At 36.8% G+C, this 20,318-nt stretch carries 17 protein-coding genes and 1 pseudogene; 6 read left to right on the top strand and 12 right to left on the bottom strand.

What is annotated here, in order from left to right:
• Positions 1-189: 189 nt before the first annotated feature.
• Positions 190-558 (bottom strand): sporulation initiation phosphotransferase Spo0F, encoded by a 369-nt coding sequence (gene spo0F / locus VF726_RS27690; RefSeq protein ID WP_000398594.1) that lies wholly within the window; start codon positions 556-558, stop codon positions 190-192.
• Positions 559-758: 200 nt separating this feature from the next.
• Here spo0F and VF726_RS27685 point away from each other — a divergent pair, with 200 nt between their 5' ends.
• On the top strand, positions 759-1,283 hold the full coding sequence (locus tag VF726_RS27685) for a DUF2529 domain-containing protein (protein ID WP_440173421.1): 525 nt from the start codon (positions 759-761) through the stop codon (positions 1,281-1,283).
• Between the two features lie 32 nt (positions 1,284-1,315).
• Here VF726_RS27685 and pyrG read toward each other — a convergent pair whose 3' ends face one another.
• From pyrG to VF726_RS27645, 8 genes are all read right to left on the bottom strand, one after another.
• Positions 1,316-2,923 carry a CTP synthase gene (gene pyrG, locus VF726_RS27680; RefSeq protein WP_429607203.1) on the bottom strand — a complete coding sequence of 536 codons (1,608 nt, stop codon included), beginning with the start codon at positions 2,921-2,923 and terminating at the stop codon, positions 1,316-1,318.
• 257 nt (positions 2,924-3,180) lie between these two features.
• Entirely contained in the window at positions 3,181-3,714 is a 534-nt protein-coding gene (gene rpoE, locus VF726_RS27675; protein WP_440173420.1) for a DNA-directed RNA polymerase subunit delta, read from the bottom strand.
• A gap of 153 nt (positions 3,715-3,867) precedes the next feature.
• Complete coding sequence (locus tag VF726_RS27670) at positions 3,868-4,497, bottom strand: TetR/AcrR family transcriptional regulator (RefSeq protein ID WP_088231957.1); 630 nt, start codon at positions 4,495-4,497, stop codon at positions 3,868-3,870.
• Positions 4,498-4,563: 66 nt separating this feature from the next.
• Positions 4,564-5,703: an acyl-CoA dehydrogenase AcdA gene (gene acdA / locus VF726_RS27665; protein ID WP_440173419.1), complete on the bottom strand. Its 1,140-nt coding sequence runs from the start codon at positions 5,701-5,703 to the stop codon at positions 4,564-4,566.
• A gap of 21 nt (positions 5,704-5,724) precedes the next feature.
• Entirely contained in the window at positions 5,725-6,855 is a 1,131-nt protein-coding gene (locus VF726_RS27660) for an acyl-CoA dehydrogenase (RefSeq protein ID WP_048528031.1), read from the bottom strand.
• A gap of 72 nt (positions 6,856-6,927) precedes the next feature.
• On the bottom strand, positions 6,928-7,779 hold the full coding sequence (locus tag VF726_RS27655; RefSeq protein WP_440173418.1) for a 3-hydroxybutyryl-CoA dehydrogenase: 852 nt from the start codon (positions 7,777-7,779) through the stop codon (positions 6,928-6,930).
• Between the two features lie 52 nt (positions 7,780-7,831).
• A complete protein-coding gene (locus VF726_RS27650) occupies positions 7,832-9,115 on the bottom strand; it encodes an acetyl-CoA C-acetyltransferase (RefSeq protein WP_440173417.1) in 1,284 nt (427 codons plus the stop codon).
• Positions 9,116-9,124: 9 nt separating this feature from the next.
• Positions 9,125-11,236 (bottom strand): heterodisulfide reductase-related iron-sulfur binding cluster, encoded by a 2,112-nt coding sequence (locus tag VF726_RS27645; protein WP_440173416.1) that lies wholly within the window; start codon positions 11,234-11,236, stop codon positions 9,125-9,127.
• Between the two features lie 308 nt (positions 11,237-11,544).
• On the opposite strand from VF726_RS27645, the gene cls reads away from it, so the two are divergent.
• From cls to VF726_RS27630, 3 genes are all read left to right on the top strand, one after another.
• The gene (cls, locus tag VF726_RS27640; protein ID WP_440173415.1) at positions 11,545-12,738 is read left to right on the top strand and encodes a cardiolipin synthase; all 1,194 of its coding nucleotides are present in this window, start codon (positions 11,545-11,547) and stop codon (positions 12,736-12,738) included.
• A gap of 32 nt (positions 12,739-12,770) precedes the next feature.
• Positions 12,771-13,724 carry a UV DNA damage repair endonuclease UvsE gene (uvsE, locus tag VF726_RS27635; RefSeq protein WP_440173443.1) on the top strand — a complete coding sequence of 318 codons (954 nt, stop codon included), beginning with the start codon at positions 12,771-12,773 and terminating at the stop codon, positions 13,722-13,724.
• A gap of 128 nt (positions 13,725-13,852) precedes the next feature.
• A complete protein-coding gene (locus VF726_RS27630; RefSeq protein WP_440173414.1) occupies positions 13,853-16,531 on the top strand; it encodes a DUF4084 domain-containing protein in 2,679 nt (892 codons plus the stop codon).
• Between the two features lie 17 nt (positions 16,532-16,548).
• Here the strand turns inward: VF726_RS27630 and papR are convergent, their stop codons facing one another.
• Positions 16,549-16,695 (bottom strand): quorum-sensing peptide PapR, encoded by a 147-nt coding sequence (gene papR / locus VF726_RS27625; protein WP_000734740.1) that lies wholly within the window; start codon positions 16,693-16,695, stop codon positions 16,549-16,551.
• 147 nt (positions 16,696-16,842) lie between these two features.
• On the bottom strand, positions 16,843-17,706 hold the full coding sequence (locus VF726_RS27620; RefSeq protein WP_440173413.1) for a helix-turn-helix domain-containing protein: 864 nt from the start codon (positions 17,704-17,706) through the stop codon (positions 16,843-16,845).
• Between the two features lie 168 nt (positions 17,707-17,874).
• Between VF726_RS27620 and VF726_RS27615 the strand changes: the two are divergent.
• Positions 17,875-18,434, top strand: a pseudogene (locus tag VF726_RS27615) (M4 family metallopeptidase); the annotation flags it as partial.
• Positions 18,435-18,449: 15 nt separating this feature from the next.
• Here VF726_RS27615 and VF726_RS27610 read toward each other — a convergent pair.
• Entirely contained in the window at positions 18,450-18,986 is a 537-nt protein-coding gene (locus tag VF726_RS27610; RefSeq protein WP_440173411.1) for a response regulator, read from the bottom strand.
• A gap of 157 nt (positions 18,987-19,143) precedes the next feature.
• Between VF726_RS27610 and map the strand changes: the two genes are divergently transcribed.
• Positions 19,144-19,938, top strand: a complete 795-nt coding sequence (map, locus tag VF726_RS27605) for a type I methionyl aminopeptidase (RefSeq protein WP_440173409.1) — start codon at positions 19,144-19,146, stop codon at positions 19,936-19,938.
• Positions 19,939-20,318 lie beyond the last annotated feature (380 nt).

The raw sequence follows: 20,318 nt of genomic DNA, 5'->3' as shown, positions 1-20,318 counted from the left end.
TTTTTTGTATCCGATAAGTTCTTATCGCTGGTAGTATGACCAGAATAAGGTAAAATATGTATATCTACATACCGGACTTTTTTCTACACTCAATAGGATAACAACTTGTACTCAAAAACTCAACCGTATTCACCTGCACAATAGTCCATGTAAACGCTTTTTTCCATATTTTTTATAAAAAATTCATTTTTACGCCTCTACAGCGAGCTCATTTCTCACCGCTTGACGAATTTCATCAATATCAAATGGTTTAGCAAAGTGCATTAAAGCTCCTAAATCTTTTGCTTCTTGGATCATATCAAGCTCTCCATAAGCAGTCATTAAAATTACTTTAATACTCTCATCAATTTCCTTTACATGCTTTAAAATCTCTATACCATCCATACCTGGAATTTTCATATCTAACACAACTAAATCTGGATTATCTTTTTTCACGATATCTAAAGCTTGAAATCCATTTGCTGCTTGGAATGTCTGATAACCTTCTTTTTGGAACACTTCATGTAATAACACACGAATGCCATATTGATCATCAACGATTAAAATTTTCCCTTCCATAACTCCCAACCTTTCTGTGTAAGTACAAGATTTAAAGCTTCTTATATCTTAACGATTAATTTTCGCTATTCTTTGGCAAATTCCTTCCTATTCTTTCTTATTTTACCGTTTCCTATTTGGTTATGCCACCTACGATTTCACCTTTCTAAAAAAATACACTATAATGAAAGCCGGTAAACACGTACGAAGGGAGTAACATTATGTTAAAAATTTTTTCAACTCAATTAAGTGGTTATTTCTCCAGGGTTTCTCAAAAAGAGGAAATGAATATAGAAGATAGCGCCCGTCTACTTGCTCAAGCATTAATTGGCGAAGGTTTCATTTATTTACATGGTACAAATGAAATGGAGGGCGTCGTTGCTGAAGCACTATTCGGTGCTGAACCAATGAAGCAAGCAAAACGATTATTTGAAAATGGTAAAGAAGTAGAAGTAACTTCTGCAGATCGTGTACTTCTTATTAGCCGTTTTTCAACAGATGAAGAAGTTGTAGCAATAGCAAAAAAACTGCAAGCAGATGGACACTCTATTGTCGGCATCTCCGCTATTCAAGAAGGTACTGAATCACTAGAACAATACACAGATGTACATATTGATACCAAGCTGTTAAAAGGTCTTATTCCAGACGATGAAGGTAATCGTTACGGATTCCCAAGCTTAATGATAGCTTTATTTGCATATCATGGGATCAAATTTACAATCGATGAAATGTTAAATGAATATTAAAAAAAGCGCCCTATTTCAGGCGCTTTTTTTTATTACTTGCTCTCTTTATTCGTAATAGAAGCTCTTACGAAGTCATGGAACAATGGTTGTGGACGGTTTGGACGAGAAACTAGTTCTGGGTGGAACTGTGCTGCCACGAACCAAGGGTGATCTTTTAATTCAATGATTTCAACTAGACGGCCGTCTGGGCTTGTACCAGAGAATACAAATCCTTCTTTTTCCATATCCGGACGGAATTGATTGTTGAACTCATAACGATGACGATGACGCTCATATACAACCGGCTCATTGTAAGCATTGTATGCATTTGTTTCTTCAGCAAGCTTACATGGGTATAGACCAAGACGAAGTGTACCACCTAAGTCTTCTACATCTTTTTGTTCTGGTAATAAGTCGATGATTGCATAAGGTGTGTCAGGATTAATTTCAGAAGAGTTAGCTCCTTCTAATCCTAATACGTTACGTGCGAATTCGATTGATGCAAGTTGCATACCTAAGCAAATTCCTAGGAATGGAACTTTGTTTTCACGAGCATATTGAATTGCAACGATTTTACCTTCTACACCACGATCGCCGAAGCCACCTGGTACAAGGATACCATCTGTATCTCCTACTAATTCTTGTACGTTCTCTGCTGTTACGTGCTCAGCATTTACCCATTTCACTTCTACATCTGTGTCGAATGAGTAACCTGCATGACGAAGTGCTTCTACAACAGAAATATATGCATCTTGAAGCTCTACGTATTTACCAACAAGAGCGATTTTTGTTTTCTTAGAAAGGTTACGCACTTTTTCAACTAGCGCAGTCCACTCTGTCATATCTGCAGCTGGATTGTCTAATTTTAAGTGATCGCAAACGATTTGGTCCATATTTTGCTCTTGAAGAGATAATGGAACCGCATATAAAGTATCTGCATCGCGCGCTTCGATAACTGCTTTTGTATCGATGTCACAGAATAATGCAAGCTTGTCTTTCATATCTTGAGAAACAGGCAATTCTGTACGAACAACGATAATATTTGGTTGAATACCTAAGCTGCGAAGCTCTTTAACGCTATGTTGCGTTGGTTTTGTTTTCATTTCACCCGCTGCTTTTAAGTACGGGATTAGCGTACAGTGAATGTACATTACATTGTCACGACCGATGTCGCTCTTAATTTGACGGATTGCTTCTAAGAATGGTAGAGACTCGATGTCACCAACAGTTCCACCAATTTCTGTAATAACAACGTCCGCGTTTGTTTCGCGACCAGAACGGTATACGCGCTCTTTAATTTCGTTAGTAATGTGAGGAATAACTTGAACTGTTCCTCCTAGGTATTCACCACGACGCTCTTTTTGAAGAACTGAAGAGTAAATTTTACCTGTTGTTACGTTGCTGTATTTGTTTAAGTTGATGTCAATGAAACGCTCATAGTGACCAAGGTCTAAGTCAGTTTCTGCACCATCATCTGTTACGAATACCTCACCGTGTTGGTATGGGCTCATAGTCCCTGGGTCTACGTTAATGTATGGATCAAACTTTTGAATCGTTACGTTTAAACCACGATTTTTTAAAAGTCTTCCAAGAGATGCTGCTGTAATACCTTTTCCTAAAGACGATACTACACCGCCTGTTACAAAAATATACTTAGTCATGAAAAAGCTCCCTTCTACTTTGCTGTTATATAATCACCGTTGCAAAGCGCAACGTATGTAGATAACACTGTATCCATCTTATTGTTAGACTCTTTTTATTTTCTAAACAAAAAACAAAAAAGAAAATTGCTCCCCTCATCACATAAAGTAATAAGTAGGGAGCAATTTTCTTTTATATTTACACTTTAAAAGTATTATCGTCCTTTTTTAAAGAGCCCAAAAATGATTCTACATGGACGATAATGAAAAGTCAAGAACTACAGTTCTTCCTCTTCCTCTTCTTCAGTTTCATCATACTCAAGTTCTTCTTCAGCGAAGTCATCTTCATCATCTTCATCTAAATCATCAAGATCATCGTCATCTCCGTCTTCTTCTTCAAGAACCTTGTCCAAATCTTCTACATCATCTTCTTCGTCTTCATTTCCGTCTGCATCTTCGAAGTCTTCATCTTCTTCAATGTAGTCGTCAAAACCGTCTTCTTCAACTTTACGTTTTTTCTTCGGTTTTGGCTGCGGTAAGATTTCTTCATCAATTTGCTCATATGGGTACCAGCTACGTAGCCCCCAACGATTTTCTCCTAAATTAATGAAACGTCCATCGATGTTTAAGTCTGTATAAAATTGTGCGAGTTTCGCATTAACTTGCTCTTGAGATAGTCCCAGCACTTGAGCGATTTCTTGAACCAACTCGTTGAATGTCGTTGCTTGTCTTTTATCCCCTAAAACGCTATGTACAACTTCAATCATTGAACATTCTTTTAGCTCTTCTGGTGAATATTGCTTAAAATTCACTTATGCGGCACTTCCTTTCATCAAATATAACCTTATATATAACGGTCTGCTTAAAAAAATCCATACTATTCATTATAAACAAAAGTCGCACAAATATGCTACAAAAAAAACGGGAAACTTTATATAGGAATAAAATTATAATTTGTCCATTCCTTATTTCGGAAGCATATGGGCTCCTTGTAGCACATATCGAATTTGCATTTCTGTATATTCTTCAAGCGTATATAGCTTTTGCAGCGCCCATCGTCTAAATCCCCACATCTGTCCTTGTATAAAAATATTATGTGCAAGAAGCTGTATTTCTTTTTTATTTAATATAAATGTCCCATTTTCCGTACACTGTTCTAAAATATTCTCGAACATTCCTACCATCTGAAACTCCTTTTCTAATACGTACGGGAGTGATTCTTTCGGTAAAAAGCGTACCTCTTGATACATTATTAATACTTCTTCCTGCAATTCGTCCATTACTTTAAAGTAATTCGTTATTGCTATCTTTAAACTTTCTATACTTCCTTTTTCTGTACAAACTACTTCCTCTAATCTTTCTTTTACATGTTCATAAATACTATCACAAACTAAATACAAAACATCATCTTTTGTACGAATATATTCATAAAGCGTCCCAATACTAAATCCAGCAGCCTTTGCAATCTCTCTCGTTGTCGTACGCGGAAAGCCTTTTTGCTTAAACAACTGCACCGCACCTTTAATCATTTGTTCACGTCTTAACGCGACTAATTTTTCATCTTTCACGGACGCATGTACATTATGTTTAACCATCCCCTTCACCTCTCTCTATTATTTTTTGGAAGGAAAAAGCGTAGGAAAATACCTACGCCTTTCATCCTACTTCGTTAACATACGAGAAATTACTAGCCTTTGAATCTCCTGTGTTCCTTCATAAATCTGTGTAATCTTTGCATCTCGCATATAACGCTCTACTGGATAATCTTTCGTATAACCGTAACCACCAAATACTTGTACCGCTTCAGTCGTTACCTTCATCGCTGCATCGCCTGCAAATACTTTTGACATCGCTGACTCTTTCCCGTACGGAAGCCCTTCCGATTCAAGCCAAGCCGCTTGGTATGTTAGAAGACGCGCCGCCTCCACATCCGTTGCCATATCTGCAAGTTTAAAGCCTATTCCTTGCTGCGCCGCAATCGGCTTCCCAAACTGATGACGCTCTCTTGCATATTCTACGGAAGCATCTAAAGCCCCTTGTGCAATACCAACCGCTTGCGCCGCAATACCGTTACGGCCACCATCTAATGTTTGCATCGCTATCTTAAATCCTTGCCCTTCTTCCCCTAGTAAATTCTCTACAGGAATGCGGCAATCTTCGAACATAATTTCAGTTGTTGGTGAAGAGCGGATCCCTAACTTACTTTCCTTCTTCCCAACTGAAAATCCTGGTGTATCACTTTCCACAATAAATGCGCTCGTGCCGCGCTGCTTCGATTCAGGATCAGTTAACGCAAAAACAACATAAATATCAGCAATACCGCCATTTGTAATAAATATTTTCGATCCATTTAAAATGTAATGGTCTCCATCTCGTTTCGCAGTTGTCCTCATTCCGCCAGCATCTGAACCAGAACTTGGCTCTGTTAAACCGTACGCGCCAATTTTCGTTCCTTCTGCCATCGGTCGTAAAAACTTTTGTTTTTGTTCTTCCGTTCCAAATTTAAAAATTGGCCAACCAGCAAGTGAAGTATGTGCAGACAATGTTACACCTGTAGAAGCACAGACGCGGGATAATTCTTCAATGGCAATTACATACGCTAAGTAATCGCTCCCAATTCCACCGTATTCTTCAGGCCACGGAATGCCTGTTAAACCAAGCTCTGCCATTTGATCAAATATTGCACGATCAAATCTCTCTTCTTCATCACGCTCAGCTACCGTCGGTGCTACTTCGTTCTTAGCAAAATCTCGAACCATTTTTCTTATCATTTCATGTTCTTCTGATAGTTTAAAATGCATGCCCGTCTCCCCCTTGTGCTTTTATAAAGCTCGGCTAATAACAAGTTTCTGTATCTCACTCGTTCCTTCATATATTTGCGTGATTTTCGCATCACGGAAAAATCTTTCTACTGGATAGTCTTTCGTATAACCGTAACCACCAAATACTTGCACCGCTTCAATCGCAACTTCAACAGCCGTCTTAGAAGCGAATAGTTTCGCAATAGATGCTTCTTTACCGCATGGTAATCCTTGTGCTCTTAGCGATGCCGCTCTATATACGAGTAATCGCGCCGCTTCTACACTAGTAGCCATATCCGCAAGTTTGAAGCCAATCCCTTGCTGCGCCGCAATTGGCTTTCCGAATTGCTCACGTTCTTTCGCATAATCAATCGCACATGCAAGCGCCGCTTCTGCAATTCCTAATGCTTGCGCTCCAATTCCAATTCGTCCAACATCTAAATTCGCCATTGCTACCTTAAATCCTTGTCCTTCTTCACCAAGTAAATTCTCAGCTGGCACTTTCATATCCTCGAACGTAAGTTGTACTGTACGAGAACCGAGAAGCCCCATTTTATGCTCGTCTTTACCGATAATTAAGCCTGGTGTATCTTTCTCTACTATAAATGCAGAAATCCCGCTCTTTCCTGCCTCTGGATTTGTAGATGCGAATACAATGTATGTATTTGCTTCACCACCATTTGTAATAAATACTTTCGATCCATTAATAATGTAGTGATCGCCTTTCTTTACAGCTCTTGATTTCAAACTCCCTGCATCTGATCCTGCATTTGGTTCTGTTAATGCAAATGCTCCTAAATATTCACCAGTCGCAAGTTTAGAAACATATTTCTCTTTCTGTTCTTCTGTTCCGAAATATAAAATTGGGTTCATCCCGACTGACGTATGTACAGCTAAAATTACACCAACTGTCGCGCTTACCTTTGAAATTTCTTCAATCGCTAAAATGTAAGAAATAAAATCCATTTCTGCACCGCCGTATTTTGCAGGCGCTGGAATTCCCATTAATCCAAGCTCACCCATCTTCTGCAAAATCTCTTTTGGGAACACCCCTTGTTCCATACTCGGAACAAAGGGAGCTATTTCCTTCTGCGCAAAATCTCGAACCATTTTCCTCATCATTTGCTGCTCTTCATTAAAACGAAAGTTCATATACTCCGCCTCCATTTGCTATATATCCTTTTAACAATTTGGTAAGACCACTATTTTGTAACAAAGGGGGATTTATTCGTAAACGTAGAAACCACGACCTGTTTTACGTCCTAACCATCCTGCATTTACATACTTACGTAGTAATGGACATGGGCGATATTTACTATCACCTAAACCTTCATGCAACACTTCCATAATGTATAAACATGTATCTAAACCGATAAAATCAGCAAGCGTTAAAGGGCCCATCGGATGATTCATCCCAAGTTTCATCACTTCATCAATCGCTTCTTTCGTCGCCACACCTTCATATAACGTATAGATTGCTTCGTTAATCATCGGTAATAAAATACGGTTCGATACAAACCCTGGGAAATCATTTACTTCAACTGGTACTTTCCCAATTTTCTTCGTAATATCTTCAATCGTTTCATAGACCGCATCATCTGTAGCCAATCCACGAATAATTTCAACAAGCTTCATAACCGGAACTGGATTCATAAAGTGCATACCAATTACTTTCTCTGGACGTTTCGTTACCGCTGCAATTTCTGTAATTGGTAGCGATGACGTATTCGTCGCTAAAATTGCGTGTTCTGGAGCGATTTCATCTAGATTCGCAAAGATTTTCTTTTTAATATCCATTTTCTCAACAGCTGCTTCAATAATAAGGTCTGCTTCCTTCACACAATCTAAATCAAGCGTTACTGTAAGACGACTTAGCGTAGCTTCCTTCTCTTCTTCCTTCATGCGCCCTTTTTCTACTTGGCGTGCTAAGTTTTTCGTAATAATAGCCAACCCTCTATCTAATTGCTCTTGTTTTAAATCTTGTACCTTCACATCATATCCTGCCATTGCACATACTTGCGCAATTCCTGAACCCATTTGTCCCGCACCAATTACAACAATTTTTTGTACACTCATTTCTTCTTCCCCCTTAATATAAGTCTGTAATAAATCATTTTCTCACCTTAAATTAATGAACCTCAATCATCACTGCATCGCCTTGACCACCACCGCTACAAATCGAAGCAATTCCAATTCCGCCGCCGCGTTGCTTAAGTGCATGGATTAATGTAACGATAATGCGCGCTCCACTTGCTCCAATTGGGTGTCCCATCGCTACTGCTCCGCCATTTACATTCAATTTTTCTGGGTCAATTCCCGCAATCTCTGTACTTGCAATTGCTACCGCTGCAAATGCTTCATTAATCTCAAATAAATCAATGTCTTCAATTGTCTTTCCTGTTTTTTCTAACAATGCATTAATTGCATAACCTGGCGTTCTCGGGAAATCTTTAGATTCCACTGCAATTGCTGTATGCGCCAAAATTGTCGCTAATGGCTTTCTTCCTTCTTGCTTCGCTCTGTCTTCGCTCATTAATACAAGTGCAGCACCACCGTCGTTTAGGCCTGGCGCATTACCAGCTGTCACTGCCGCTGTTTTATCAAATACCGGTTTTAATTTTGCTAACTTTTCAACCGTTGTATCCGCGCGTGGCGCCTCATCCTTTGCAACGACAATCGGATCACCTTTTCTTTGTGGAATCGTTACTGGTACGATTTCCTCTTCAAAACGTCCTTCTTTATGTGCTGAAACTGCACGTTGATGACTACGATATGCCCATTCATCTTGCGCTTCGCGAGAGATTCCGTCTTCCTTTGCAACTTCTCCGCCATAAACACCCATGTGTATGCCTGAAAATGCGCATGTTAAACCGTCAGCAACATTTAAATCAATAACTTCGTTGTTACCCATTCTGTATCCCCATCTTGCTCCGCGTAAAATGTAAGGACTGTTACTCATCGACTCCATACCGCCAGCTACAATCAATGATTGATCGCCAGTACGAATAATTTGATCCGCTAACGTAACCGCACGAAGCCCTGATGCACAAACTTTATTCACTGTTTCCGTCTGCACTTCCCAAGGGATTCCAGCAGCTCTCGCAGCTTGGCGCGATGGAATTTGTCCCTGTCCACCTTGAATAACCGTTCCAAATATAACTTCCTCAACATCACTAGCCGCAACATTTGCTCTTTCAAGCGCTGCTTTAATTGCAATTCCTCCAAGTTCTGTTGCTTTTACATCTTTTAAAGATCCTCCAAATTTTCCAACCGGTGTTCTTGCAGCACTTAAAATAACTGTTTTACTCATGTTTCTTTCCCCCATTTCTTTTTTTAACACCGAGCGCCCGCTCGGCATTGTTACGTTGAGAAGAGGTGCAATGATTGCACCTCTCTCTAAAGTTGTATTCATGCTTGCAGATTACATCGCTTCTTTCTTCTGTCCGATAACAGAGCGTTCTAAAATCTCTGTTACATCAAGCGTTTGAACGTTCTCTTCTACTTCTTTCGCCTTCGTCCCATCGCTAATCATCGTTAAGCAATATGGACAACCTGTACCGATAATGGATGGCTGCACAGCTAGTGCTTGTTCTGTACGAGCAACGTTAATACGCGAACCTGCTGTCTCTTCCATCCACATTAAGCCACCACCTGCGCCACAGCACATTCCCGTTTCACGGTTACGTGCCATTTCTACAAGATTCACACCAGGAATCGCTTTCAAAATGTCACGCGGGGCTTCGTATACTTCGTTGTATCTTCCTAAATAACAGGAATCATGGTACGTAACTGTTTCCTCAATAGCGTGAACAGGTTTTAAGCGTCCTTCTTTCACCCATTGAGCTAACAATTCTGTATGATGATAGACTTCTGCTTGCAAGCCAAAGTCTGGATACTCATTTTTAAATGTGTTATAAGCATGAGGGTCAATCGTAACGATTTTCTTCACTCCTGCTTTTTCAAATTCTTCGATATTCTTTGTCGCCATCTCTTGGAAAACAAATTCATTTCCAAGTCGGCGCGGTGTATCTCCAGAGTTCTTCTCTTTATTACCAAGTATCGCAAATGAAATGCCTGCTTCGTTCATCAACTTCGCAAATGAGATCGCAATCTTCTGACTACGATTATCATATGATCCCATTGAACCAACCCAGAATAAATATTCGAACTCCTCGCCAGCTTTCGATTTTTCTTTCACTGTTGGAACTGTTACTTCATCATCACCTTGGCGCCATGTTTCACGCTCTTTACGGTTCAGACCCCACGGATTCCCTTGACGCTCGATGTTTGTCATCGCACGCTGCGCTTCCGCGTCCATCTTTCCTTCTGTTAAAACGAGATAGCGGCGTAAATCAATAATTTTGTCAACATGCTCATTCATAACCGGACACTGATCTTCACAGTTACGACACGTTGTACAAGCCCAAATCTCTTCTTCTGTAATGACATCTCCAATTAAACTCGGATCGTAAGCGAGTGCTGTAGCCGCTGATTCCTGTTGTCCTTTCCCAGATGCCATCATCGCTAACTGATTTCCTTGTGTATTATTAAAGGCAACTACGGGAACCCACGGTGCTTTCGATGTCACTGCTGCTCCTTTATCAGTTAAATGATCGCGAAGTTTTAAAATTAAATCCATCGGCGATAACATTTTCCCTGTTCCTGTTGCCGGACACATATTTGTACAACGACCACACTCTACGCAAGCGTATAAATCGATAAGCTGATTTTGTCTAAAGTCTTCGATTTTACCAACGCCAAATGTTTCTTGTGTTTCATCTTCAAAGTCAATCTTTTCAAGTTTCCCTGGGTTTGAAAGACGGCCAAAGAATACGTTGGCTGGTCCCGCAATTAAATGCGCGTGTTTTGATTGAGGAACATATACTAAAAATGTTAATAAAATTAGTAAATGCACCCACCAAGAGAAATAGAACACAGAAATGGCTGCGGTTTCATTTATCCCCGAGAAAACGTAAGCGATCGCAGAAGCAATTGGTTCACTCCATGAAAGCTCCTCGCCGTGCCATATAATTCCCATTCCATTACCTAGTAGCACAGAAATCATTAAGCCACCAATAAAGATAAGGACAAGGCCTGATTTGAAATTACGTTTTAAACGAACTAGCTTCTCAACATAACGTCTATGAAAAGCCCAAAAGACTGCAATTAAAATAACAAGTGTGACAATTTCCTGGAAGAATGTAAATGCAGGGTATAGTGGTCCAAGTGGAAGATGTGATCCTGGTGCGAGTCCTTTCCAAACGAAGTCAATTGCTCCAAATTGGACAAGAATAAATCCGTAAAAGAACATAACGTGAATAATGCCGCTCTTCTTATCTTTCAGCAGCTTTTTCTGACCGAAAACATTGACCTTAAGAAGATCCCAACGCTCTTTAAAACGACGGTCAAATTCAATCTTTTTTCCTAACTGTATGTAGGCCATCCTCGTTCGTATAAGATACACAAACAAATATCCCGCATAAGCAATAACAGCAATGGCAGCCAGCCAATTCATGATCAGTAAGCTATTCATTTTTATGCTACCCCTCTCTTTGTAAGCCCTCTTTCTTTTTTTAGAATCTTCGAAAACATATAATTTTCTGAATTTTTTCCCCTATCTTCATTATATAATGAGTGAGCATTCAGTCAACAGTTTTTTGTTATACAACACCATATTTTTTAATAAAGCTGTTTATTTCGGTGAAACTATAAAGTGAAACTTTAATGAGTAGAGAACGATTTATTCCCTACTTATTATTAGCCCGTAAATAACGGGATAAGGTGAAAGTTTGATTGATAAAAAGCTGATGGTGAAAAGACCGTGAAGGAGTGGATTTACTCATGTTCTTCTTATCTCTCTTGTTAATAGGCAGCGCTCTCTGGATTGTAATCGATCTTTTTTATGGGAGAATTGTTCATTTAAAGCGTGTACGTTCTCGTTCTTTCCCTTTACGTCAAAGTAATTTTCACCTTTATACATATGGAAAAGACTTGTATGATGCCCTATTTACTGATATAAAACAGGCGAAACACCATGTACACGTTTTGTTCTTCATTGTAAAAAACGATAAAATCAGTCGTGAATTTTTAAAATTACTTATCGATAAGGCAAAGGAAGGAATTGAAGTAAGACTTTTACTCGATCGATTAGGAAGTCACCATTTATCAAACGAGGTCATTCATTCCTTGCAAAGACATGGTGTCTCTTTTTCATTTTGTCACAAAGTCAAGTTTCCTTTTCTTTTCTTTTCTGCAAATCAAAGAAACCATAGAAAAATTACAGTTATTGACGGGAAAATTGGTTATATTGGTGGATTTAATATTGGAGAAGAGTATTTAGGGCATAATCAAAAATTAGGATTATGGCGGGATTATCACTTACGCCTTACAGGGGAAGGAATACAAGATTTACAAAAGCAATTTTTACATGATTGGCTCGACGATACAGACCAAAATTTATTAGATTCATCTCTTTATTTTCCTAAGCAACAACCAGGAATCATTCTACACCGTTTTATCCCTACTGATGGTGCCTATTTGCAAAATACATTTTTGTATTTAATCGAAAGCGCGGAAAAAGAACTCTTTATCGGTACACCCTATTTCATTCCTGGGAAAAAAATTATGAACGCATTATTAAAAGCACGAAAACGTGGAGTTCAAATCACGATTCTCGTTCCGGAAAAAGCGGATCACGCCCTTGTGCGCGAAGCGAAATTCCCATATTGCCGAAAGTTAATACAAGCCGGGTGTACTATTTATGCATTTCAACAAGGTTTTTTTCACGCTAAAGTTATTATAGCTGATGATTATATTTGTGATATCGGAACTGCAAACTTTGATATGAGAAGCTTATATATTAACCATGAAATCAACTGTCTTTTATACGATAAACATTTTATACAAACAGTGAAAAACAAATTCCATGAAGATCTAGAAAATGCGTCATTACTTTCCTTTAAAGATGTTAGTCCTCTTTCTCTTATTGATAGAGGAAAAGAATGGGTAGGAACGATACTTGCTTTCTTCCTATAGGAGAGATAATGAATAAAGGAGATGTATTCATTATGATTATGCGTTTCGGATATGTCTCACATGCAATGGCACTCTGGGACTGTTCTCCGGCTAAAACGATGACATTTACAAGCTTTCAAAAGCTCAGTAAACAAGAACGAGAAGATAAATTATACGATGTTACACGGCAGAATCTTGAGCATACAATACGTATTCTTCATTACAATATAGCGCATGAAATTCCGTTATACCGCTTGTCTTCTTCCATCGTCCCACTTGCAACACACCCCGAAGTCGAGTTTGATTATATCGGGGCATTTACACCGCTTTGGCGTAAAATTGGGGCATTAATTAAAGAACATAATTTACGAGTAAGTTTTCACCCAAATCAATTTACGCTATTTACAAGTGACAAGCCGCATATTACAACGAATGCGATTACAGATATGACCTATCATTATAAAGTATTAGATGCAATAGGAATTGCAGATTCTTCTTATATTAATATCCATGTAGGTGGTGCCTATGGAAATAAAGAAGAAGCAGTTGCACGTTTCCATGAAAACATAAAACAACTTCCTGCACATATAAAAAAGCAAATGACGCTTGAAAACGATGATAAAACATATACAACTGCTGAAACCTTATCTATTTGCCAAAAGGAAAAGATCCCATTTGTATTTGATTATCATCATCACATGGCCAACCTTTGCGAGGAACCGCTAGAAGTGTTACTTCCTGCAATTTTTGAAACTTGGTCACATACAAATATTCCTCCTAAAGTTCATATTTCTTCCCCTAAATCAGAAAAAGAATTTAGGGCTCATGCTGAATATATTGATTTAGAGTTTATTAAACCTTTCTTACACATCGCAAAAAAAACCAATCATAATTTCGATATTATGATTGAAAGTAAACAGAAAGATTTAGCAATGCTGCAACTCATACATGAATTATCCTCTATAAGAGGGATAAAAAGAATAAATAGCTCAACATTACAATGGTAAATTGTAATGTTGAGCTATTTTTTTCAAAAAAAGTAATTTTTTCAGTAAAAAACACCCTATTTTATATGCTATGATTGGAGTTAGCATTTTCCATCTGTGATTCAACTTTATTGAAACGGAGTCATACTATGATTAATCAAAAAAAATATGTACACTTTGTCATGATGTATATAACTATATTTTCCCTTTGGATATTTCTTATCCCTAAGGACTTAAATATAAAAGAAACTGGAATTCTCTTCTTATTTTGTTTCGCTACACTCTTTTCTTGCTATTGCCTATATAAAGCTATTAAGAAAATGAAGCGCGGTGACAAACTATTTTGGATTTTAGTACTATGCACTTGCCTATGTGGATTGACAATGGAGATAACTTTATTTCTTCATTCACTTTCTATATATGACCAAGTCATATTCTCATATAAGGCATTACCCTTTTTTATCGTACAATATATTTTGCTCTTTTCTGGCTTTGCTATTAAGTTCATAAAACATTACTCTATTAGAGGCTTAGCTCAATTTTCATTCGATAGCATCTTTATCGTTATTATGAATATTTATTTTACCTTAACTTTTATTTTGGACGTTTCAAGCTTTCGTATGTTAACAACAGATACTTGGGTTTTAATTGGATACTTCATTGCACAATCATTAGTAATTTACGCCGTTATTAGTCTATATAGAAGAGAACAATATTCTTCTAGTAGAATTTCATTAATTATCGGCTTTACTATTATACTCGTGTACGGATATATACACCTGTTTCAATTAAACGCAGGGATAAAGCCCTCTTCTGAAGTCTCTTACTTAATACATACTGCTTCAATTTTATTAATCGGTTTATCGTCCATACTATATATTTGGGATAAACCAATGCAGCACGAAACGAAAACAAAATATTATCGGTTTGATTATGTACGCTTTATATTACCCTATTTCAGTATAATCATTACCTTTTCTTTTATTCTTATTCAACCTTGGGATGATAAGTTCATGTTAATCGGTCTCGTATTATCACTTATTTTATTATTCTTACGACAACTTTACATGTGGAAAGATAATAAAGTATTAATCGATACATATGAACAGCTGACTACACAACTAGAAGATGAAGTTGAAGAAGGTGCATCTGCGTTATCCAAAAGTGAGCAGCGCTATAAATCTTTATTCGAAGATCATCCTGATGCGGTTTTCTCCTTAAATATGGATGGGATTTTTCAACAGTCTAATAAGGCCTGCGAAAGTTTATTTACTGCCTACTATTGTGAAGTAACAAGCTATTCTCTTTTACATTTCATCGACCCAAAAGACCATGATTTATTAAAGAGATCGTTACAAATAACAAAAGAAGGTAGACCTCAAACTTTAGAGGTTCGTACAAAAGAAAACGAAGGTTACTACTATTACCTTCACATCACCCTCATCCCTACTTTCATAAATAAAGAAGTTGTTGGGATGTTCGGCATAGCACGTGATATTACAACTTTATATGAAAAACAAAAACAAGTAGAACATTTAGCCTTTCATGATGCACTTACTGGATTACCAAATCGCCGAAAGTTTGAAAAAGATTTAAAAAACATTTTAAATACAGCTCAAACTAGTGCAAATGATGTTGCCGTCATGTTCCTTGATCTAGATCGATTCAAAAAAATTAACGATAGGCTTGGTCATGACGTCGGAGATTTATTATTAATTGAAGTAGCAAAAAGATTACGCGGTTGCTTACGTTCAAAGGATGTCGTTGCTCGCCAAGGCGGAGATGAGTTTACAATTCTATTACCAGATATGTACTCAGAAAAAAGTGCGGCTTTTATAGCTGAGCAGATTTTAACTATTTTAAACAAACCATTCTTTATTAAAGATGAAGAACTATCTATTACACCGAGTATCGGAATTGCCATGTATCCTGATTATGGAACAGATGTAACAGAATTAATGAAAAATGCGGATATGGCTATGTATCGTGCGAAAGCGAATGGAAAAAATAGATTCGTTTTCTTCTCAAAAGAAATGAGTATCGCACAAAATGAGATTGAATTTTTAGAAGGTGAACTTTCTAAGGCATTACAACAAAATGAATTTTTCCTTGAATATCAGCCACAAGTAAGCACAAAAACAAAACAAATTATCGGTTTTGAAGCATTAATTCGTTGGAAGCATCCAAAACTCGGCATCGTATCTCCTGCCCAATTCATTCCTCTAGCGGAGGAAACCGGATTTATTATTGAACTTGGACATTGGATTTTACGTACCGCTTGCTTAGAGGCAAAAAGGTGGCATAATCAAGGTTTTTCTCACTTGAAAGTTGGTGTAAATTTATCTGTTGTTCAATTTAACCATGCAAATTTAATCCCTACTATTTCAAAAGTATTAGAAGAAACAGAACTAAAACCAGAAGCACTAGATATTGAAATTACAGAAAGTATTGCAATTAATCAAAATCAATCTGTAGTTGCAAAACTAGAACAGCTTCAAAATCTCGGTATTCAAATTTCAATTGATGACTTTGGAACTGGTTATAGTTCTTTAGCTTATTTAACAAAATACCCAATTAACACATTAAAAATCGCTCGTGAGTTTATTTGTGGAATTACAAATAGCCCTTTAGAAGAAGCGATTATCGCTTCCATTATTAAGCTATCGAAAGAATTAAATTTAGAAGTTATTGCAGAAGGTGTAGAAACAGAAGAACAATGGAAGTTTTTATATGAACAAAACTGTGACCACATTCAAGGATTCTTTATTAGCAAGCCTGTTTCTAGTAAAGACGTTTGGAGGTTACTCCACAAAAAAACAACCGTCTAAGTAAGACGGTTGTTTTTTTAATGTTCAAATGGTAAATCTGAAGCTAATTGTACCTCTTGATCATTATGAGAAATTACTTGGCTTTTCTCTAAAGCTGTATCTGTTAATGAAATACCCCATGCCATTGCTAACGTTAATAGACTACCAATAAGTAATTTTTTCATATTCCATCACCCACATCGTTTTCTTTTAATATATCATGAAAATTTATCCACAACTTATGCAATTATGCATACCCATTTTTTGGATATTCCATTACTTTTTATGGATGTAACTTACGAAATATACCACTATACATATTCCAAATCATTTTAATTTAAATACTTCTTTTTTTTTAATAACGTCTCTTTGTAAGAATGTAAATCTAATAAATCAAAGAAGAAAGACGCCTTTTCATACACTTCTTTAATATCATCTGATGAACAATCTAATTTCTCAAGGCACTCGCCCTTTTGATAATACAATTGACCGATTAATTCCATACTTCCCATATACCGAGAAGCTTCAATCGCTTCATTTACTTGATATAATGCCTCTTCAAACTGATCACTCAAATATAAAGCTTTTGCATAATTGTATCGAACTTTAACTGTGAATGCCTCATTATTATGTAGCGATTCTAACTGTTCTAAAATAGCTCGAAATGAATTTATTGCCCTATCTAATTGATTATTTTCTGCACAAATACTTGCAATGGAATTTTCAATATATAAATTTTGAAATACATCTATTCCTCCGTATGATTGATGTACAATTTTTTTCAACTCTAAAATGCAATATTCAAAATTAATTTTCTGTAAAACATATGCAGATAAGTAATAGTACCAAAGAAGAAACTGATTAAATTCTGGATGAAACTTTTCTTTTTTTAATTCATTTGAAACAATGCTATAAATTTCAGCATATTGTTTCTTCTTACTCAACATTTGAATTCTATCTTTAAATAACTTTTTTCTTTCAATATCAGAATAAATAAGTACCTCATAAAAGTGAATAATAGGAACTTGTAATTTCGCTGCGATACCTTGCAATATATCCATACTTGGGTATACCGCACCCGATTCAATTCGGCTCACTTCCGATTGATGACATATGTTCTCGGATAACTGTTTTTGTGTTAATCCCCTCATTACCCTAATCTTCTTAATTTCACTTCCTAATTTTTCTGCGTCCATACGTACTCACCATCCCATTATAACAATCTAATTTGTTAAGTTGTCATACCACTACAATAATGTGAATTCGACAATTTTTGATATGAAATAATGCATAATATATATAAAATTCGGCAAATTTTTCATACAATCCATCTCACATACAATAATAGATTAGTAGTTTTATAGATAAATTATAGAAAACTCGCCCGTGCTTTCATTACATTCGGTCTTCTTTATCCTTTATCAACAGAAGCTATTCACACCCAAGAACTAGATAAAAATGAAATAAAAGTTGAAATTTCTCAGCCTAGTTTAATGATTTAAAAATTAACACAACTTCAAAATGATACAAAAAAATATGCTAAAAAATATTTAAAGGATGATATAAACGAGGCGAAAACTCAACAAGATTGAGTGACAACTGAAATGAATGTAGATTCCCAACCTACCAATAAAGCTACAAAAGAAAATCAAAACAAAGTTCGTCTTGCACAAACTTACAAAAACTATAAAATATATAGTCAAGATCTCATTGTAAAAGTAGATAAAAATGGAGTAATTACAACTATTAGTGGCAAAGTAGTCAAAATTTAGACCAACAACTTAATCTAACTATAACAAATTTTTTGTCGAAAAATGAAGTAAATTCTTCATTACGTACTACACTTCAACTTCCAAGCAATTCAACTGAGACGGAATTCTCTAGTGAAACCATTGTTTATAAGAAAAAAGAAGTTTACCACTCATAGGTAAACTTCTTTTCATATCCATCCCTTTTCTTCCGCAATTGTAATGGCCTCAATTCTATTTTTCGCATCAAGCTTCGTTAATACTTCAGAAATATAATTACGTACTGTACCCGGTGAAAGATAAAGTGCCTTCGCAATTTCATTTGCCGTCTTTCCTTCTTTCGCAAGTAACAACACTTCTTTTTCTCGATCTGATAGTGGATTTTGCTCCTGCCATAAGCCGAACATTAAATCTTGTGATATCTCTCGCTTTCCTTTCATTACATTACGAATCGATGCAGCTAAATCTTCACTTGGGCTATCTTTTAATAAATATCCGTGCACGCCAGCTTTCATGGCTCTCTCAAAATATCCAGGGCGCGCAAATGTTGTTAAAATCATTACCTTACATGCTGATTTCTCTTTCTTTAACGTTTCCGCAACATCTAATCCGCTTTGAATCGGCATTTCAATATCCATAATACTGACATCAGGTTGTAGCGATTCAATTAGTTTTAGCGCTTCTTCCCCGTTCGCAGCTTGCCCAATTACTTCAATAATCTTTTCCATCTCTCCACCCCCGCTGTTTCTTATATTTACATTGTACGTGTCGGAAAACTTAGGAAGCAGTATGATGCGTCATGACATCGATATGACAATTGTCATGTATTCCTTATGAGAGGAATCAACTCTCATACCGCAAGCGAGTAGCAGGACGAAAATAAACATGATACAATCGGGTAAGATATATATTCGAGGAAGGACAGTGGTTTTCATGATTATTCGTAATGAACAGGATTTAGAAGGCTTACGAAAAATCGGCCGCATCGTTGCGCTTGCACGTGAAGAAATGAAAAAAGAAGCGAAGCCAGGTATGACAACGAAAGAGCTTGATTTGATCGGTAAAAAAGTATTAGATGAGCATGGTGCTATTTCTGCACCTGAAAAAGAATATGATTTCCCAGGTGTAACTTGTATTAGTGTAAACGAAGAAGTTGCTCACGGTATTCCAGGAGATCGCGTATTAAAAGAAGGCGACTTAGTAAATGTCGACGTATCTGCTGCACTTGATGGCTATTATGCAGATACAGGTATTTCATTTGTACTTGGAGAAGATGAAGCAAAAGAAAAGCTTTGCCAAGCGGCTGTTGATGCATTTTGGGCAGCAATGAAAAAGGTGAAAGCTGGTTCAAAACAAAACCAAATTGGTCGTGCCGTTTCAAACTTCGCACATAAAAATGGATATAATGTGATTCAAAACTTAACTGGTCACGGTATCGGTCTTAGTTTACATGAAGCACCAAACCATATTTTAAGCTACTTTGACCCAATGGATAAAGCGCTTCTAAAAGACGGTCTTGTTATCGCTGTAGAACCATTCATTTCTATGAAAGCTGATCACATTATCGAACGTGGCGATGATGGTTGGACATTCGTTACACCTGATAAAAGCCTTGTTGCACAATGTGAACATACCGTTGTCGTAACACGCGGCGAACCGATAATTTTAACAGAAATATAAAAAAGAACCGCTTCTTAGTAAGAAGCGGTTCTTTTTACATACTTTTTTGAAAAGAAGCAATACGGTTGAACTCTTTTTCATTTACGTATATAATTTTTAACGAAGGTTTGATGATTATCTCTCATAAAAGATGATCAAGGGAGTACCTTCTTTTTTTATTTAATAACATCAATTAAAGTAATGCGTTCTATTTATTATAAAACGCTGTCTTCACTTTAATTTATGAATTGTATACTCTTTTAGATAGTACATATTTTCTTCATTCTGACCAAATTCAAGCTACATTTTATCACTACCTCAATACGAAAGAACTTTTTACAATGGGATACATTATTTTGGTTAGTATGTATCGTAAAACTCACCTTTATAACGATTCTTTA

Origin of the sequence: Bacillus sp. Brlt_9 (assembly GCF_051948935.1) — a bacterium.
In the GTDB taxonomy this organism is placed as follows: domain Bacteria; phylum Bacillota; class Bacilli; order Bacillales; family Bacillaceae_G; genus Bacillus_A.
This window is presented reverse-complemented; position numbering and strand designations above follow the sequence as displayed.

What these genes read in the sequence shown, in the direction of transcription:
- spo0F (WP_000398594.1), bottom strand. Translation starts at nt 558, where the DNA reads ATGGAAGGGAAAATTTTAATCGTTGATGATCAATATGGCATTCGTGTG.
- VF726_RS27685 (WP_440173421.1), top strand. Translation starts at nt 759, where the DNA reads ATGTTAAAAATTTTTTCAACTCAATTAAGTGGTTATTTCTCCAGGGTT.
- pyrG (WP_429607203.1), bottom strand. Translation starts at nt 2,923, where the DNA reads ATGACTAAGTATATTTTTGTAACAGGCGGTGTAGTATCGTCTTTAGGA.
- VF726_RS27670 (WP_088231957.1), bottom strand. Translation starts at nt 4,497, where the DNA reads ATGGTTAAACATAATGTACATGCGTCCGTGAAAGATGAAAAATTAGTC.
- acdA (WP_440173419.1), bottom strand. Translation starts at nt 5,703, where the DNA reads ATGCATTTTAAACTATCAGAAGAACATGAAATGATAAGAAAAATGGTT.
- VF726_RS27660 (WP_048528031.1), bottom strand. Translation starts at nt 6,855, where the DNA reads ATGAACTTTCGTTTTAATGAAGAGCAGCAAATGATGAGGAAAATGGTT.
- VF726_RS27655 (WP_440173418.1), bottom strand. Translation starts at nt 7,779, where the DNA reads ATGAGTGTACAAAAAATTGTTGTAATTGGTGCGGGACAAATGGGTTCA.
- VF726_RS27650 (WP_440173417.1), bottom strand. Translation starts at nt 9,115, where the DNA reads ATGAATACAACTTTAGAGAGAGGTGCAATCATTGCACCTCTTCTCAAC.
- VF726_RS27645 (WP_440173416.1), bottom strand. Translation starts at nt 11,236, where the DNA reads ATGAATAGCTTACTGATCATGAATTGGCTGGCTGCCATTGCTGTTATT.
- cls (WP_440173415.1), top strand. Translation starts at nt 11,545, where the DNA reads ATGTTCTTCTTATCTCTCTTGTTAATAGGCAGCGCTCTCTGGATTGTA.
- uvsE (WP_440173443.1), top strand. Translation starts at nt 12,771, where the DNA reads ATGATTATGCGTTTCGGATATGTCTCACATGCAATGGCACTCTGGGAC.
- VF726_RS27630 (WP_440173414.1), top strand. Translation starts at nt 13,853, where the DNA reads ATGATTAATCAAAAAAAATATGTACACTTTGTCATGATGTATATAACT.
- papR (WP_000734740.1), bottom strand. Translation starts at nt 16,695, where the DNA reads ATGAAAAAATTACTTATTGGTAGTCTATTAACGTTAGCAATGGCATGG.
- VF726_RS27620 (WP_440173413.1), bottom strand. Translation starts at nt 17,706, where the DNA reads ATGGACGCAGAAAAATTAGGAAGTGAAATTAAGAAGATTAGGGTAATG.
- VF726_RS27610 (WP_440173411.1), bottom strand. Translation starts at nt 18,986, where the DNA reads ATGGAAAAGATTATTGAAGTAATTGGGCAAGCTGCGAACGGGGAAGAA.
- map (WP_440173409.1), top strand. Translation starts at nt 19,144, where the DNA reads ATGATACAATCGGGTAAGATATATATTCGAGGAAGGACAGTGGTTTTC.